This is a genomic window from Rhizobium sp. LjRoot258, assembly GCF_964254185.1.
Lineage (GTDB): Bacteria > Pseudomonadota > Alphaproteobacteria > Rhizobiales > Rhizobiaceae > Rhizobium.
In genome coordinates this window covers 1,186,372-1,201,152 of record NZ_CAXUST020000001.1, presented here as the reverse complement: position 1 = coordinate 1,201,152, position 14,781 = coordinate 1,186,372, and the positions used below count along the sequence as shown (strand labels likewise).

The following is a 14,781-nucleotide window of genomic DNA, read 5'->3' as shown; positions in this document are numbered from 1 at the left end:
AGCGGTCAGGCGGCCGCACGATCGTTGTTGGAAGTCCCCTTGACGCCCATGAGGAGGCTGCGGGGCGTGACCACGCCGACGACCTGGTCGTTGTCGACGACGGCGATCGCGTCGCGGTCCGACTGCATGGTGAGGGTGATCAGTTCGTCAATGTCAGCATCGGGGGTGGTGCGCACCAGCGAAGAGATATCGGAGTTGGGCTCACTGCGTTGAAACTCGGTGACGCTATGCATTACGGAATGGGCCTTGATCAGATGGAGCCGCGATATGCCCGCCACAAACTCGGCGACATAGTCGTCCGCCGGATTGAGAATGATCTCCTCGGCCGTGCCGGTCTGGATGATGACGCCATCCTTCATGATGGCGATGCGATCGCCGATCCGGATCGCCTCGTCGAGATCGTGCGTGATGAAGACGGCGGACTTGCCCAGCGACTTCGTGAGCTGCCGGAACTCGTCCTGAAGCTGGCGGCGTATGAGCGGATCGAGCGCACTGAACGGCTCGTCCATCAGGATGATTTCCGGATCGGACGCAAGGGCACGGGCGAGACCGACGCGTTGCTGCATGCCGCCCGACAATTCGTTCGGGTACCGGTCGACCCAGTCCGCCAGGCCTACCGTTTCCAGCGCTGCCTTGGCGGTTTTGTTTCGCTCAAGCCTGGGGATGCCCTGAACCTCCAGTCCGAAGGCCGCGTTCTCGAGCACCGTGCGATGCGGAAGCAAGGCAACGCTTTGAAACACCATGCCGATGTTCATGGCGCGCATTTGCCTGAGCTCGACCGGCGACAGCGCCGCAATGTCCCTGCCCTTTACGAGCACCTTTCCGGAACTCGGTGTAATCAGCTTGTTGAGCAGGCGGATAAGCGTCGACTTTCCGCTACCCGACAGGCCCATGATGCAGAATATCTCGCCGCGCCGGACCTGCAGGCTGGCGTTGGCCACGCCGACGACGCAGTTGTACTCCTTCAGCACTTCTGTCTTCCCAAGTCCCCGCGCGTTGATGGATTTCATCGCGGCGGCGGACTTGTCTCCGAAGACCTTCCAGAGCGATTGGCAGTCAATCAGGACTTCATTGGTATCGGCATTTGCGGCTTTCATAGCGATCCCCTTGAGCCAATTGGTGCTGGCTTCTCTTGTTGGGCTTGAAGGTGGCCGCCCGACAGCATCGGACGGCCAATGCGATCAGTTCTTCTTGATGTTTTCCCAGCGCTTGATCAGGTCGGCATGGGCGCCGACCCAGCCCTGGACGGCCTGGTCCATAGTCCTGCCATCCTTCACCTCGCCATTGATGGCGGTGATGTCGGCGATCGGAACGTAGACGCTTGCCATGACCTCACGAGCATGCGGGTTCTCTTCGGCGAAGCCTTTCTGGCCGATCCAGTAGTAGCCCTGCGGTGGCGGGAAGATGCCCTTCGGATCCTTGAGATACTTTACCGGGTACTTCTGCACCATCCACGACGGTTCCCAGATCGTGACGGCGATCCACTCCTTGCGATCGTATGCCGACTTGAGCGCGGCCGTCATCGCCGCCGTGCTGCCTTCGACAAGCTGCAGCTTGATATCGTAGTCCTTGACGGCACTGGATGCATCGCGCATCAGGCCCGATCCCGGCTCGATGCCGATGATCTTGCCGCCGAACTTGTCGCTGTTTTCGTTGAGCTGTTCGAGGGAGTCGATCGGAACGTAGGCCGGAACGGCGATAGCCTGATAGAGACCGTGCGAAACCGGGGATATCTTTTCCAGACGGTTCTTGTTCTTGCTCCAATAGTCCTGCGCGACGTAATCGGTCTGCGAAGCCAGAACCTGGATATCCCCCTTGGCCAGAGCCGCGTAGGCGATGCCCCACTCCGAGAATTCTGTCACCTTGACTGTATAACCAGCGTCCTCAAGCACCTTCTTGGTGATGCCGGTGATGGGCGTCAGGTCTTCCCAGGACAGCGTGCCCATGTTGATGGTCTTCTCTTCCGCGCGGGCCGGAAGCATGCTGATGCCGACCATCGCAGCGGCGCAGAGCGCTTTCCACAATGTCTTCATTGTTCTTACTCCTAGTTCTCGTTCCCATTGTCGTTGAAGACTTGCGGTAGGCTCAGTCTTCACATTGCGCGGCAAGGGCTCATCCCTCACGGCCAGCACGCAATTCCTGAAATCGAATGACCGAGTTGACCCCCAACCATGCAAATGGCTCTGGGGGCAGCCTGCTCGGCTCTGGCTGGTTCCTGTACTGATCGAGCTCCGGGCTCCCGACACCTGCCGCGAGATCTGCAGCCATCATGCCCGCAAGCGTGCTCTTGACGGTTCCAAGACCGTTCTCGCAGCACGCGGAAAACAGCCCCTCCTCGACTTCGCCGAAAGCTGGAACGTGGTTGCGGCTAAGGCAGAGCGCGCCTGCCCAGCTATATTCCAGTGGTAGGCTCTCCATGCCTGGGAACCGCGCGTCGAAGGACCGGCGCTGCTCGGCGGCAATGCCGGAGACGCGCCGCTCGGATACCTTTAGGCTTGGGTTGTAGGTGAACCGCGTCCTGATGACGATGCGGGAGCGGCCGTTCGACGTGATCTTGCGGACAGTCGCGCCCATCGGATCAGCAGGCAGCAGCGCCCATCGGTCGGCGCCCGTCACGTCGCCGCCGAACTCGTTGTGCGAATAGGCGGCCGTCATCGACGCGTACGTGAAGATGTGCATCAACCTGCCGCGGAAATGGCCGAAGCTTTCAATGTGACCGTTCACGCCCAGAATGACCTTCGGTGCCGACACCGAGCCGCGGTTCGACCGGGCCTTCCAGTTCCGGCCTTCCCGCGAGAGCTCGAGGACCGGCGAATGCTCGTAGATCGAAACCTTCCCCCGGAGTCCACGGGCTAGGCCGCGGATATAGTCGGCAGGCTGGATCATGACGGCGCCCGGCGTGAACAGCCCGCCGCGATAGTATGCCGAGCCCGTCATGCGCCGCATCTCGCTGGCGTCGAGGACGCGATGCGCTTCTCCGATTTTTTCCAGCGAGCGCCTATAGTTATCGTTGAGCGCCACCCCCCTGTCGGAGGCCGCCGCGTTCACCTTTCCGGAAGGATCAAACGTCTCTCCGGAAAGTCCAAACTCGGCTGCGACGCCTGCCGCGAACGAGATTGCCAGGCGATTTTGCCTGATCTCGGTCTTCGTCGACTCCTCGTCAGCGACGGAGTATTCGCCCGACGAAAGATTATGCGGAACGTCGATCATGAACCCCGAGTTTCGACCCGCCGGCCCCTTCGCCAACTCCCGCGCATCCAGGATCACGATCTTGTCCTGCGGGCGATGCTGCGAGAGACGGCGAGCCGCGGACAATCCGGCGAAGCCACCACCGATGATCAGCCAGTCCGCGGTGATATCCCCATCAAGCGCCGTGACGGGAAATCCGCGTTCGCTGATGGCTTCCCAGCCCGAGACGCCGGTATCGACTGGCAGACGCTTGATCACGTGCCGTGTCATCGGATCGTCTCGTCTACTGAACGATCTGACACGTCGATCCAAATCGTCTTCAGTTCGCAATAGTTGTCGTGCGCGAAGATCGACTTGTCGCGTCCGCCGAAACCGGACTCCTTGTAGCCGCCGAACGGCGTAGTCGCGTCCCCTTCACCGAAGCAGTTGACCGTCACGACGCCCGCCCGGATCTCGCGCGAGAGCTTGATCGCGTTGCGGAGACTTCCGGTGTAGACGGACGCCGTCAGGCCATAGTTCGTGTCGTTGGCAAGGCCGACCGCCTCGGCTAGGGACTTGAAGGTCGTGACCGACAGAACCGGCCCGAAAATCTCCTCCTGGAACAGCCGGCTCGATGGCGTGACGCCATCGACAACCGTTGGCTCGACAAAGATGCCGTCGCGCGTGTCGCCGCCATGAACGACCGAAAGCTTCTCTTTCTTGGCGTCATCGAGGAAGGATGTAACCTTCTCGAAATGCGCCCTGTTGACGAGTGCGCCGATGCGGTTTTCCGGATCGAGCGGGTCGCCCGCCTTCCATTCGCGCATGTAGGCCCCGATCCGCTTTAGCAGCTCGTCCTTGACTTTGGCATGCACGATGAGCCGCGACGTGGCCGAGCAGTTCTCGCCCATGTTCCAGAACGCACCATTGACGACCTGCTCGGCGACAAGGTCCAGGTCTTCAGCGTCGTCGAGAACCACTGCCGGGTTCTTGCCACCGCACTCGAGCACCACGCGCTTCAGATTCGAGTCCGCCGCATAGCGCAGGAAGCGACGCCCCGTTGGAGTCGAGCCCGTAAAGGCGACCATGTCGACGTCCATGTGCATGCCAAGCGGCTCGCCGACCTCCGTGCCGCTTCCAGTTACGACGTTGAAGACGCCGGCAGGGACGCCTGCCTCATGAGCCAGTTCGGCGACGCGAAGCGTCGTCAGCGTCGTGTCCTCGGCGGGCTTCACGACGACGGAGCATCCCGCGGCAAGTGCCGGGCCTATCTTCCAAGCGAGCATGAGCAGCGGGAAGTTCCACGGCAGAACGCAGCCGACGACGCCAACGGGCTCGCGCACGATCATCGTCAGCGCATTCGATCCGACCGGCGCCGTGTTGTCATAGAGCTTGTCGATCAATTCGGCATGCCAGCGCAGCGTATGGATGGCATCGGGGACGTCAACCGTCTGACACTCGCGGATCGGCTTGCCACTATCGAGGCTTTCCACGACGGCAAGCTCATGCCGGTTGCACTCGATCAGCTTGGCGAGCTTCAGGAGAACCTCCTTGCGCTCGGACGGGGACCTCAGCCGCCAGCGACCGTCATCGAACGCCTCCCTCGCCTTGAGCACGGCATAGTCGACATCCGTGCTGTCACAGGCGGCAATTTTGGCAAGCGTCTCTCCGGTCGCGGGGTTCTTGGACTTGAAAGTCTTGCCGGAGTTCGCCGGACGGAATGCACCATCGATAAACGCGTTTGTCGGAAACTGGAGTTCGGCGGCGATCGCCTTGTATTCGGCGGCGGTCAACGGTTCATGCATGACGATTGGCTCCCGAGGTGATCTGACCGACCGTTCGCTTCAAGGTGGAGACGACAGTCTGGAGTGTTCGCTTTTCTTCGGAGTTGAGAGAGCGCAGCGGCGCGCGCACCGATCCGGTTTTGAGTCCGGTGATTTCGCAGCCGTGCTTGATCGACTGGACAAACTTGCCGCATTCGAGGAAATCCATCAGCGGCAACATCGCGGTCATGATCGCGCGGCCCTTGTCGAAATTCTTTTCGCGAACACAGGCCTCGTAGAGAGCGACGTGCTCCCGCGGCAGGAAATTCGATCCGGCGCACACCCAGCTTCTCGCCCCCCATGCGAAGAACTCGAGCGCCTGGTCGTCCCATCCACAGGAGAGCGAGATGTGTGGGAACGTCCTGGCAAGCAGATGCAAGTTGCCCATGTCGCCGGAACTTTCCTTGATGGCGACGACGTTCTTTGATTTGCCGACTCGTGAAAAATAGTCCTTGCCCATCATCACGCCCATGCGGGCCGGATAGTTGTAGAGCATGATCGGCAGATTGGCCGCGCGGTCGACCGTGAGCGCGTGAACGGCATTTTCCCGCTCGGTCGGGAGCGCATAGGGTGGCGTCGAAACCAGGATCGCGTCAGCGCCGATCTCCTTGGCGGCCTTCGCGTATTCCACCGAATCCTCGGTCCGTGTTGCACCCGTTCCGACGATGAGTGGTAAGCGGCTCCCGATTACGTCCTTGGCATAAGACGCGAGGTCAAAACGCTCCTGGCTGGTCTGGGCATAGTACTCGCCGGTCGATCCGCCGACGATGATGCCGTGGACCCCCGCCTCGATCAGCGACTCCAGCACAGCGGCGAAAGCCTTCCGGTCGATCTGTCCACTCTCATCGAGCGGAGTAACGGCCGGGGTATAGATCCCCTCGAATTTCACGGTGATTTCTCCAGTGTTTTTGCAGCCGGGCCGCCGATGAGGACGTCCGCTTTTAGTCCCTGCGGAGCGATGAACATCTCCATGTTCTCGCGGGACAATTCCCAATGTTCAAAGACGAGATCGACGACCGCGTCCTCATCGTGCGTCGCGAGCGCTTCGATGAAGCCGTCATGATGCTCAGTGGCCAATTGCAGGCGCCGCTTCATGTCCTCGTTTCTCGGCCGGAAGAACGTGTGGCCGATCCGGGCGTGGTCGATGAGGAGCCGGCCGAGACTTGGTTGCAGATAGACGTTTGCGGACATCTCGCCGAAGATCTCGTGGAAGCGGTTGTTCTCGAGGACCATGTCCAGCGCGCGCCCGTTCTCGCTGGCCGTGCGGAAACGCTCCTGCGTCTGCTTCAAGTCGACGAGTTGTGCTGGTTTGAAATTCTGGACGGCCAAACGACCGATTGCGGCATAGATCATCGGCGCAACCAGGAAGAAATTACGCAGCGTCGAATGGTTCATCGGAATGACGCGCGCGCCGCGGTTTTCGCGAATGTCGACATAACCCTCGCCCGCCAAGCGACGAAAGATGTCCCGAACCGGGGTCCGGGAGAGGCCGTAGCGCTCACTCAGGCTGGCTTCGTCGAGATCGGCGTCGGGGTCGAGCTCCATCGTTAGAATTTGACGTTTCAAATCTTCGTACAGGTTGCTCTTCACGGTCTTCGCCATGGGTCACTCTCCGTGCCGTTTACTGCGTCAGGCCCGGAACATGGCATGCATCCAATACGATGTCAATGAATTGTGTACATTGCGTACACAATGAAAGTTCTCAAATAATACATTTTAATGCGGCGACGTGATAGGCTGGCGGCTGGAACGTTGGTTGAGGGACTGAGTGGTCTATCCAGGGAACGCCGAGCAAGGGCGAAGCGGCCGGAGCTTTCATCACGCAGAGGCGGTTCCGGGAACCGGCGCGCGTCGTTTCGGACGATGCGCGAAGTGAGGTGGCAATGAGCGATATCGGCAGCAAGGAGTTCGCTCTTGCAGGCATCGTCATGAAACGCCTGCTGTCCCGAGAACAGACAGCGGGGCAGCTCTGCCTCTTCGAGAACAAGAGCGGCGGAAACACATGGACGCCGATCCATGTCCACGCCAAGGACGACAAGACTTTCTAAGTCGCCGACGGCGAGCTGACTGTGGTGATCGTCGGTCAGCCGCGGCTCCTGACGGCAGGCGAGAGCATCTTCCTGCCGCGCGCCATTCCGTACGAACTAATGAACGTGAGCGCAAAGCCTTGCAGATACATCTTGATCGGGACTCCCGCTCTGTTTGACAGGTCTATCGAGGAAGGGGCCACGAACTCCAACCGGACGAAGTCGTGGGCCCACCGACAGCCGAGGAGATCGAGCGTCTCCGCGAGGCTTCACCAAGGTTCGGCATCACCTTGCTCCCGGACTGGCCCAGGCCGAGGTGACGCCGTGGTTCCTTGGGCATCAAGAATCTCCTGACGCGCTAACCAATCTCTCACGTTCGTGTCGGCGCGTCGGCTGCAAGAGCGATGCCGGTGTCGATGTTCCTGCGCGCGGCCAATCCCGTGATGTGACGTGACGACCTGCAGTCTCCTGCATCCGATCGGAAAGCACATCAGTCCTCCCTCTCTCCCCGCCGCCGCCATTCTTCAAAACCGCATCTTCCATTCTGCAATATTTGCGTCAGATTACCGTTTGGCTCGCAACGCCGCCAAAGCCGCGTCATGGTAATGACGTGGAAGGTGTAGATGGGCGGGTCAGCTCTGCCCGGATGCCCCATGACATGGGCGCCGGAAGGATGCTCACGTGCCTTTACCGCCATGAAAGCCATCACATCCAGACAGAGGGAAGCTATCATGCCATTCATCAAGACCACGGACGGAAGCGAAATCTTCTACAAGGATTGGGGCCCGCTCGATGCCCAGCCCGTTGTTTTCCATCACGGCTGGCCGCTCAGCGCCGACGACTGGGATGCGCAGATGATGTTCTTTCTGGATAGGGGCTATCGCGTGATTGCCCACGACCGGCGCGGCCACGGCCGCTCCAGCCAGACGTGGCAGGGCAATGAGATGGACACCTATGCAGCCGACGTTGCGGCGCTTACCGATGCTCTCGATCTCAAGAATGCAATCCATGTCGGCCATTCGACCGGCGGCGGCGAGGTTGCCCATTACGTCGCGCGCGCCAAGCCCGGCCGTGTCGCCAAGGCAGTGCTGATCGGCGCCGTGCCGCCGATCATGGTCAAGTCGGACAAGAACCCCGGCGGCCTGCCGCTCGAGGTTTTCGACGGCTTCCGCGCGGCGCTTGTCGCCAACCGTGCTCAGTTCTTCCTCGACGTGCCGACAGGCCCCTTCTACGGCTTCAACCGCACCGGCGCCAAGGTCAGCCAGGGCGTCATCGAGAACTGGTGGCGGCAGGGGATGATGGGCGCTGCCAAGGCTCATTACGATTGCATCAAAGCGTTTTCCGAAACGGATTTCACCGAGGATCTGCAGCGCATCACGGTGCCGACGCTGGTCATGCACGGCGACGACGATCAAATCGTTCCCTATGCCGACTCCGCACCGCTTTCGGTAAAACTCCTGAAGCACGGCACGCTGAAGACCTATGCCGGCTTCCCGCACGGCATGTGCACCACGCATCCTGATGTCATCAACGCCGATCTGCTGGAATTCTTCCTGGACTGAGGTGGCGGATCATCCGCCGGGCCCTCTCCGGACCGGCAATCGTATGACGGATGAAGACCGTTCGAACGGTCGCAGGCGGGTCCCCTGGGGTGCCCGCCTGCCGCACACCTGCATTTGCTCATCAAAGGAGACGCTCGTGACCACACGAGATACCATTCCGAGCGGGTTGTCCCGACGCGACCTGCTGAAGCTGACTGCCGCAGCAGCGGTGATGCTGACTTCACGCAACGCGATTGCAGCCGATTTCCACCGCTTCCAGCATGGCACGTTCGACATTACCGTCGTCAGCGACGGCTTCCTGACGCTTCCGGCGGAGATCCTGCTGCCCGATGCCACGCCCGAGGAGCGCCAGGCGATCATGCCGCGGCTGGGCGGCAACGCGGCGACCGCTCCCGTTCAGGCCAACATCCCTCTGATCCGCCATGGCGAGGACCTGATCCTCATCGATACCGGATCCGGCAGCCATTTTCAGGCAAGCGCCGGCAAACTGGCGGCGAACCTGCGATCGCTCGGCATCGCGCCGGAGGCGATCACCAAGGTTGTTTTCACCCATGCGCATCCGGATCACTCCGGCGCAACGACGACGATCGACGGCAAGGTTCTTTATCCGAACGCGCAGTATTTCGTCAGCGAAGCAGAATGGGCTTTCTGGACCGACAAGGCCTACGCGACGCATATGCCATCCGCGCTTCATGACTTTGCGCGCGGTGCGCAGCGGGACCTGTTTGCCGTCAAGGACAGGCTAACGCTCGTGCGACCAGATCAGGAGATCATTCCCGGGATGCGGATCCTGCAAACCCGCGGACATACACCGGGCCATGTCTCGATCGAACTCGCTGGAGACGGCGGCCTGCTGATCACGGGCGATGCCTGCACCAACGACGTGATCTTCTTCGAAAATCCCGCCTGGCATTTCGGCTTCGACACGGAACCTGAGATCGCGCTGAAGACCCGCCAAATGCTGCTCGATCGCGCGGCGACCGACAAGCTCAAGATGCTCGGCTATCACTGGAGCTACCCGGGCGTTGGCTATGCAGAACGCAAGGATGCTTCCTACCGGTTTGTGTCGGCGTAGGGTTCGGGCAGGTTACTGCGCGCCGGCGGTTTCTTCAGGCACGGCGGCTGGCTGCGGCAGTTCTTCCGCAATCTCTTCGGCAACGGCTGCCAGATCGAGGTTCCCCCAGATTGACGCTGACTGGCGACGCTCCGTGCGGCGGGAGGATTTGACTTCGACGATGAACGGCTTCGACTGAGCGCGCATGGGGTTCCTATTGAAAGACGTTGAACGAATCTATCAACGCCCCAAGCCTATGAAGCGTTCCGCGCTCGCGCAAGATCACACCTCGCGCTGAACCAAGCCTCACACAGGCCAGACACGAGGGGGAACAAGCATGGGGCGAGCGCGTTCCAGCTTTTCAATCTGGGTGGAGCCTCCATGCAAATTCCTGCGAAAAGTTCTTGAAGGAAAGATCGATGTCGATTACCTACCACGTCGCCGAACATGATGGCGCCTGGGCCTATCGCCTGGACGATGTCTGGTCGGAAACTTTCCCAACTCACGAAGATGCACTGGCAGCGGCAAAACCAGCCGCAGAGCGACAACAGCTCGGTGGCCAGGGAGCGGACATTACATATCAGCGTGCAGACGGCAGCTGGACAACGGAACGGTCGAACGGAGGCGACCGCCCCGAGGCCGATGTCGTCGATGACGCCAAGGAAAAAGACTAGGAATGACCATTAAAGAACGTTTTCTGAAGCAGCAGCATGCGTGGATGCTCGGCGCATGCTATTCCCGCAAACATCCCGACTTCCATCGTTATGGCGGCGTCGATGTTTCGATCTCGCCCCGCTGGAAAGACAGCGTCGAAACCTTCGTCAATGATATGATCGACAGCCTGCCGCGCAGCCTCTCCGAGCGCCGGATGGCGCTGAGAAATCCGCGTCGCCCGTTTGAGCCCGGCAATGTGGAATGGGTGTTCGCAAGCAAGCACTACGGACTTCGCGCTCCTGATGGCACGCGGCCAGATATGACGGAGGCTCGTTCGCGCCGAGCGTAATTCGCGCCGTTTACATATTCCAATCTTCGCCGGCGACGGACGCTTACACAGGCTTCCTTCGCCGGCGAACTTATTTTAAGGGCGACCGCGACGCACTGCGCAATCCAATGCCGGGCCACGTGCCATCCCGAAGATCGATGTCACTAGGTGACACTATGTGGCCGGCGCGCAAAACATGCCCAGGACTGTCTGTGGCACGTCATCGACAGTGTGTGAGATGCAAAGCAATCGGACATGTTTATCGCGACCGATGCCGCGCGTTTCTCGTCACCACAATCACGACAATTCCGACCACCGCAGCAAGTGCGCCCCAGTAGATCCATTGCGTCTGGTCGATCATGAAGCTTTCTGCCGGATAGGGAAAATAGCCACTGCCCTGCCCCATCCACACCAGCCCGATAAGGATGAGCAGGCCAGCGACAATATTGGCAATCCTCGCCATCTAATGTTCCTCCACCAAACCACTTGCGTAACGCCTCACGCGCCCATCGCAGACGCCGAGATCATCGCGGGAGTGACATTGGCCGCGACGACCCTACTCCTTCGGAAAATCCGCTCCGAGACTCGTTTCGCGCCATTCCTCGATCTGCGCCAGCCGTTCGCGCAGCTTGTTCGTGACATTGCTGTAGCCGATTTCGCCGAGCACGAGATGCCGCGGCGGGTTCTCCACTTGCGTGATCCGGATCATCGCCTCGCCGGCGCGCACGGGATCTCCGGCCTGCTTGCCGCTGTATTCCGATGTCTGGCGCATGCGGGCAGCTGCGGTTTCGGCATAGTCCGCAACTGTGCTCTTCGTTTGCCGAAGCGAGCGGCCGGCCCAATCGGTGCGGAACGGACCGGGGGCGACGCAGGTCACCTTGATGCCGAGCGGCCTGCCCTCGGCGTAAAGTGAATCGGAAAAACCCTCGACCGCATGCTTGCTCGCCGCATAAAAACCCGAGCCGGGAAAGCCGATAAAGCCGGCAACCGAGGTGATGTTGATGATGTGGCCATGCCGGCGCTGCCGCATACCAGGCAGGACGGCACGGGTCATCGAAAACAGGCCGAAGACGTTCGCCTCGAACTGATCGCGGATTTCCTGCTCTTCCGCCTCCTCGACCGTTGACTGGTAGCCATAGCCGGCATTGTTGACGAGAACGTCCACGCGGCCGAAGCGCTGCTCGGCGGCCGCGACCGCCGCCTTGACCTGAGCGGGATCGGTCACATCGAAATCCAGCGCCAGCGCGTTCGCTTCATGGGCGGACGCCAGATCGGCGACGCGGGCCCGATCGCGTGCGGTCATGACCGTCGGCCAGCCGCGGGCAATGGTGAGTTTCGCAAGCTCACGGCCGAAGCCAGTGGAGCAGCCGGTGATGAGCCAGACGGGGGACTTGTCCTGAGACATGTGATTTTCCTGATGCTGTCGGGAACGCCTGAATGGGCGAGAGCGGATTTAGGGCCGCCGCCTGACATTTCCAGCGCACGACTACGCCTAAACGACATCGATCAGGAGAAACCTGCGCGCCCGATCGGACGCGCAGACAATAAGCAGCTTACTGCAGCGTACGCGTGTGCATGTCTTGGCCAGGCGCCACGCCCTGACGGGCCTGCGTTCCAGCCGCCGCCCCGTCGAGGCCCGTCGCCACAACCGCGACGCGGAACTTGCCATCGAGGTTGCGGTCGAAGATCGCGCCAACGACGATGTCGGCCTCATCCTGAACCTCGTCGCGGATGCGGCTTGCCGCTTCGTCCACTTCGAAGAGCGTCATGTCGGTGCCGCCGGAGATCGAGATCAAAACGCCCCTGGCGCCCTTCATCGAAATGTCGTCGAGCAGCGGGTTGGCGATCGCAGCCTCCGCGGCCTTCATCGCACGCCCCTCGCCCGAAGCCTCGCCGGTGCCCATCATCGCCCGTCCCATGCCACGCATGACGGATTTCACGTCTGCGAAATCGAGGTTGATGAGGCCTTCCTTGACGATCAAGTCGGTGATGCAGCCCACACCGGCATAGAGCACACGGTCGGCAGTCATGAAGGCATCCGCGAACGTGGTCTTTGCATCGGCGATGCGGAAAAGGTTCTGGTTCGGGATGACGATCACCGTATCGGCCGCCTCGCGGAGCGCCTCGATACCAACATCGGCTGTCTTCATGCGGCGGTTGCCTTCGAAGGTGAAGGGCTTCGTAACCACTCCGACCGTCAGGATGCCGGCGTTGCGGGCGGCCTGGGCGATAACAGGGGCAGCCCCCGTTCCGGTGCCGCCCCCCATGCCTGCGGTGACGAAGCACATATGCGAGCCAGCCAGATGGTCCATGATCTCATCGATCGATTCCTCGGCGGCTGCGCGACCGACTTCCGGCAGCGATCCGGCCCCCAGCCCTTCGGTTACATGCGCGCCGAGCTGTATGCGGCGGGATGCCTTCGAGGTCGCCAGCACCTGCGCATCCGTATTGGCCGCGATGAAATCGACGCCTTCGAGATTTTCCGCTATCATGTTGTTAATCGCATTGCCGCCGCCGCCGCCGACACCAATCACTGTAATTCTGGGTCGCATTTCGGAAATCCCGTTCTTGGCGTTCGTCATCGCAATCTCCTTCGTGCGTTTTCGTCAGGCTCCGCCTCTTTTGGGAACCGAATCGAGTATCAGCTTAGTCGCGCAACAAGGCAGAGCCGGGGCGAAAGAACAAGAAGAAGCTTTCCTGAAACTTTATCCGGAACCTTTTTTGTCCTCGTGCTTTATGTTGAATCATCCCCTGCCAGAGAGAGGAGTACCGTGCAGATGCCTACGCCAGCCACCCGCCAGTCAGTTACCCCTCCAAACGAGCATATTCTTACCGCCCAGGAGGCCTTGGAACCGCTCTTTCTCAAGATCGAAGAGGAGGCCGAGGTCCGGATGATCGGCGCTGCCATTCGCGCAGGCTGGTCTGCGGAAGATGCGGTGGCAGCCATTGACGAGCTTCGCCGCAACGAGCTTCTTCCCGGCAGCGGCCACTAAAAGCTTCGGGCGGCTTCAAAATATCATTCGCCTTGAGGAATCGATGACCTAAGTTCACCGCGACCACCAATCGCGGAAAGATCATCGCATGCCCATCAAGAATATCTGCATCTTCGGCGCCGGTGCACTCGGCGGCGCCATCGCCTCCAAGCTTGCCTTATCGCTCGACCCAGAGGTAACGGTTTCGGTCGTTGCCCGCGGCGCTCATCTCGCTGCCATCCGAGGCGACGGATTGCGTCTCCTTGAGGCGGGCGCAGAAGCGCCCCTCATCGTCAAACCGAGAGCCACCGACGATCCGAGGGAACTGCCACCGCAGGATCTCGTGATCACCGGGCTGAAGGGCCATCAGCTCAGCGCTGCCGCGGAGGGAATCGGTCACCTGCTGAAAGATGACACGCGCGTCATGATGATCCTCAACGGCATTCCGTGGTGGTATTTCCACCGCGATCAGGACAGCGGGCATGCGGAGCTGCAATTCGACGAGCTCGATGAGGGCGGCAAGCTTTGGCGCCTTGTCGGCCCGCAGCGCGTCATCGGCTGCGTGGCCCACCAGGGCGCTGAAGTCAGCAAGCCCGGCGAGGTCCGGCTCAGCAACAACGGCCACTTCATTGTCGGAGAGCCCTCCGGCGAGATCAGCGCAGATCTGCGCGACATCGAGGCACTGCTGCAGCGCGCCGATATCGGCGTTAAGCTTTCGAGCCGCATCCGCGACGATATCTGGAGCAAGCTGATGGGCAACGCCTCCTTCAACCCTATCAGCGCGCTGACGCGATCATTGATGTCCGATCTGATGGCGGATGCCGCAATCACCGACCAGATCGGGAAGGTCATGAAGGAGGTAAAGGCCGTTGGAGAGGCACTCGGCGCGAATGTCGGGATGTCCGTCGAGCAGCGACTGGAACAGGCCCGGCAGATCGGGCCGGTTCGCACCTCTATGCTGCAAGACCTTCTGGCGGGGAAGTCGCTGGAGATTGCGCCGCTGGTGGGAATGGTCGTTTCATTGGGCCGCCTGACGGCAACGCCGACACCGGTTTCCGAAACGATCCTGGCGTTGGTGTCGCAGCTTGACCGGGAGAATTGCCGACCGACGAAGTGACTGCGCGAGCGGTCGAGGGATTTGCTGCGTTCTAAATTTAGGGAGCCGCTCATAAATTGATTTCGGAAGTCTCCAC

Annotated in this window: 18 protein-coding genes; 8 read left to right on the top strand and 10 right to left on the bottom strand. The window is 60.8% G+C overall.

Going from position 1 to position 14,781, the window contains the following annotated elements; genetic code table 11:
- Positions 1-5: 5 nt before the first annotated feature.
- From ACSQ9D_RS06000 to ACSQ9D_RS05975, 6 genes are all read right to left on the bottom strand, one after another.
- A complete protein-coding gene (locus ACSQ9D_RS06000) occupies positions 6-1,097 on the bottom strand; it encodes a quaternary amine ABC transporter ATP-binding protein (RefSeq protein ID WP_436281504.1) in 1,092 nt (363 codons plus the stop codon).
- An 84-nt stretch (positions 1,098-1,181) separates the two neighbouring features.
- Positions 1,182-2,033 carry a glycine betaine ABC transporter substrate-binding protein gene (locus ACSQ9D_RS05995; protein WP_436281503.1) on the bottom strand — a complete coding sequence of 284 codons (852 nt, stop codon included), beginning with the start codon at positions 2,031-2,033 and terminating at the stop codon, positions 1,182-1,184.
- Between the two features lie 79 nt (positions 2,034-2,112).
- Positions 2,113-3,459 carry an NAD(P)/FAD-dependent oxidoreductase gene (locus ACSQ9D_RS05990; protein ID WP_436281502.1) on the bottom strand — a complete coding sequence of 449 codons (1,347 nt, stop codon included), beginning with the start codon at positions 3,457-3,459 and terminating at the stop codon, positions 2,113-2,115.
- Positions 3,456-4,973: an aldehyde dehydrogenase gene (locus tag ACSQ9D_RS05985; RefSeq protein WP_436281501.1), complete on the bottom strand. Its 1,518-nt coding sequence runs from the start codon at positions 4,971-4,973 to the stop codon at positions 3,456-3,458. The genes ACSQ9D_RS05990 and ACSQ9D_RS05985 overlap by 4 nt, the downstream gene beginning before the upstream one ends.
- Positions 4,966-5,880: a dihydrodipicolinate synthase family protein gene (locus ACSQ9D_RS05980; RefSeq protein ID WP_436281500.1), complete on the bottom strand. Its 915-nt coding sequence runs from the start codon at positions 5,878-5,880 to the stop codon at positions 4,966-4,968. Before ACSQ9D_RS05980 ends, ACSQ9D_RS05985 begins: the two co-directional genes overlap by 8 nt.
- A complete protein-coding gene (locus ACSQ9D_RS05975) occupies positions 5,877-6,593 on the bottom strand; it encodes a GntR family transcriptional regulator (RefSeq protein ID WP_436281499.1) in 717 nt (238 codons plus the stop codon). Before ACSQ9D_RS05975 ends, ACSQ9D_RS05980 begins: the two co-directional genes overlap by 4 nt.
- Positions 6,594-6,874: 281 nt before the next feature.
- Between ACSQ9D_RS05975 and ACSQ9D_RS05970 the strand changes: the two genes are divergently transcribed.
- The 4 genes from ACSQ9D_RS05970 to ACSQ9D_RS05955 all read left to right on the top strand — a co-directional run bounded on the left by ACSQ9D_RS05970 (position 6,875) and on the right by ACSQ9D_RS05955 (position 9,655).
- Positions 6,875-7,039 (top strand): hypothetical protein, encoded by a 165-nt coding sequence (locus tag ACSQ9D_RS05970; protein WP_436281498.1) that lies wholly within the window; start codon positions 6,875-6,877, stop codon positions 7,037-7,039.
- Between the two features lie 21 nt (positions 7,040-7,060).
- Complete coding sequence (locus ACSQ9D_RS05965; RefSeq protein WP_436281497.1) at positions 7,061-7,372, top strand: hypothetical protein; 312 nt, start codon at positions 7,061-7,063, stop codon at positions 7,370-7,372.
- A gap of 377 nt (positions 7,373-7,749) precedes the next feature.
- The gene (locus tag ACSQ9D_RS05960; RefSeq protein WP_436281496.1) at positions 7,750-8,580 is read left to right on the top strand and encodes an alpha/beta fold hydrolase; all 831 of its coding nucleotides are present in this window, start codon (positions 7,750-7,752) and stop codon (positions 8,578-8,580) included.
- A 211-nt stretch (positions 8,581-8,791) separates the two neighbouring features.
- Complete coding sequence (locus ACSQ9D_RS05955) at positions 8,792-9,655, top strand: MBL fold metallo-hydrolase (RefSeq protein WP_436283772.1); 864 nt, start codon at positions 8,792-8,794, stop codon at positions 9,653-9,655.
- A gap of 12 nt (positions 9,656-9,667) precedes the next feature.
- On the opposite strand, the gene ACSQ9D_RS05950 is transcribed toward ACSQ9D_RS05955, so the two are convergent.
- Positions 9,668-9,841 (bottom strand): hypothetical protein, encoded by a 174-nt coding sequence (locus tag ACSQ9D_RS05950; RefSeq protein ID WP_197065901.1) that lies wholly within the window; start codon positions 9,839-9,841, stop codon positions 9,668-9,670.
- Between the two features lie 212 nt (positions 9,842-10,053).
- On the opposite strand from ACSQ9D_RS05950, the gene ACSQ9D_RS05945 reads away from it, so the two are divergent.
- Together ACSQ9D_RS05945 and ACSQ9D_RS05940 are read left to right on the top strand one after the other, a co-directional pair.
- Positions 10,054-10,308: a DUF2188 domain-containing protein gene (locus ACSQ9D_RS05945; RefSeq protein WP_436281495.1), complete on the top strand. Its 255-nt coding sequence runs from the start codon at positions 10,054-10,056 to the stop codon at positions 10,306-10,308.
- Between the two features lie 2 nt (positions 10,309-10,310).
- Positions 10,311-10,637 (top strand): hypothetical protein, encoded by a 327-nt coding sequence (locus ACSQ9D_RS05940; RefSeq protein ID WP_037117539.1) that lies wholly within the window; start codon positions 10,311-10,313, stop codon positions 10,635-10,637.
- 238 nt (positions 10,638-10,875) lie between these two features.
- Here ACSQ9D_RS05940 and ACSQ9D_RS05935 read toward each other — a convergent pair whose 3' ends face one another.
- The 3 genes from ACSQ9D_RS05935 to ftsZ all read right to left on the bottom strand — a co-directional run bounded on the left by ACSQ9D_RS05935 (position 10,876) and on the right by ftsZ (position 13,198).
- Positions 10,876-11,079 (bottom strand): hypothetical protein, encoded by a 204-nt coding sequence (locus ACSQ9D_RS05935; RefSeq protein WP_436281494.1) that lies wholly within the window; start codon positions 11,077-11,079, stop codon positions 10,876-10,878.
- 93 nt (positions 11,080-11,172) lie between these two features.
- Positions 11,173-12,021: an oxidoreductase gene (locus ACSQ9D_RS05930; RefSeq protein ID WP_436281493.1), complete on the bottom strand. Its 849-nt coding sequence runs from the start codon at positions 12,019-12,021 to the stop codon at positions 11,173-11,175.
- Positions 12,022-12,169: 148 nt separating this feature from the next.
- Complete coding sequence (ftsZ, locus tag ACSQ9D_RS05925; RefSeq protein ID WP_037117534.1) at positions 12,170-13,198, bottom strand: cell division protein FtsZ; 1,029 nt, start codon at positions 13,196-13,198, stop codon at positions 12,170-12,172.
- A gap of 195 nt (positions 13,199-13,393) precedes the next feature.
- On the opposite strand from ftsZ, the gene ACSQ9D_RS05920 reads away from it, so the two are divergent.
- Complete coding sequence (locus ACSQ9D_RS05920) at positions 13,394-13,609, top strand: hypothetical protein (protein WP_037117532.1); 216 nt, start codon at positions 13,394-13,396, stop codon at positions 13,607-13,609.
- 88 nt (positions 13,610-13,697) lie between these two features.
- Positions 13,698-14,705 (top strand): ketopantoate reductase family protein, encoded by a 1,008-nt coding sequence (locus ACSQ9D_RS05915; protein WP_436281492.1) that lies wholly within the window; start codon positions 13,698-13,700, stop codon positions 14,703-14,705.
- The last annotated feature ends 76 nt before the right edge of the window (positions 14,706-14,781 follow it).

Bases quoted from the DNA above. Each gene is read 5' to 3' on its own strand.
- ACSQ9D_RS06000 (WP_436281504.1), bottom strand. From the start codon at position 1,097: ATGAAAGCCGCAAATGCCGATACCAATGAAGTCCTGATTGACTGCCAA.
- ACSQ9D_RS05995 (WP_436281503.1), bottom strand. From the start codon at position 2,033: ATGAAGACATTGTGGAAAGCGCTCTGCGCCGCTGCGATGGTCGGCATC.
- ACSQ9D_RS05990 (WP_436281502.1), bottom strand. From the start codon at position 3,459: ATGACACGGCACGTGATCAAGCGTCTGCCAGTCGATACCGGCGTCTCG.
- ACSQ9D_RS05985 (WP_436281501.1), bottom strand. From the start codon at position 4,973: ATGCATGAACCGTTGACCGCCGCCGAATACAAGGCGATCGCCGCCGAA.
- ACSQ9D_RS05975 (WP_436281499.1), bottom strand. From the start codon at position 6,593: ATGGCGAAGACCGTGAAGAGCAACCTGTACGAAGATTTGAAACGTCAA.
- ACSQ9D_RS05970 (WP_436281498.1), top strand. From the start codon at position 6,875: ATGAGCGATATCGGCAGCAAGGAGTTCGCTCTTGCAGGCATCGTCATG.
- ACSQ9D_RS05960 (WP_436281496.1), top strand. From the start codon at position 7,750: ATGCCATTCATCAAGACCACGGACGGAAGCGAAATCTTCTACAAGGAT.
- ACSQ9D_RS05955 (WP_436283772.1), top strand. From the start codon at position 8,792: ATGCTGACTTCACGCAACGCGATTGCAGCCGATTTCCACCGCTTCCAG.
- ACSQ9D_RS05950 (WP_197065901.1), bottom strand. From the start codon at position 9,841: ATGCGCGCTCAGTCGAAGCCGTTCATCGTCGAAGTCAAATCCTCCCGC.
- ACSQ9D_RS05945 (WP_436281495.1), top strand. From the start codon at position 10,054: ATGTCGATTACCTACCACGTCGCCGAACATGATGGCGCCTGGGCCTAT.
- ACSQ9D_RS05940 (WP_037117539.1), top strand. From the start codon at position 10,311: ATGACCATTAAAGAACGTTTTCTGAAGCAGCAGCATGCGTGGATGCTC.
- ACSQ9D_RS05935 (WP_436281494.1), bottom strand. From the start codon at position 11,079: ATGGCGAGGATTGCCAATATTGTCGCTGGCCTGCTCATCCTTATCGGG.
- ACSQ9D_RS05930 (WP_436281493.1), bottom strand. From the start codon at position 12,021: ATGTCTCAGGACAAGTCCCCCGTCTGGCTCATCACCGGCTGCTCCACT.
- ftsZ (WP_037117534.1), bottom strand. From the start codon at position 13,198: ATGACGAACGCCAAGAACGGGATTTCCGAAATGCGACCCAGAATTACA.
- ACSQ9D_RS05920 (WP_037117532.1), top strand. From the start codon at position 13,394: ATGCCTACGCCAGCCACCCGCCAGTCAGTTACCCCTCCAAACGAGCAT.
- ACSQ9D_RS05915 (WP_436281492.1), top strand. From the start codon at position 13,698: ATGCCCATCAAGAATATCTGCATCTTCGGCGCCGGTGCACTCGGCGGC.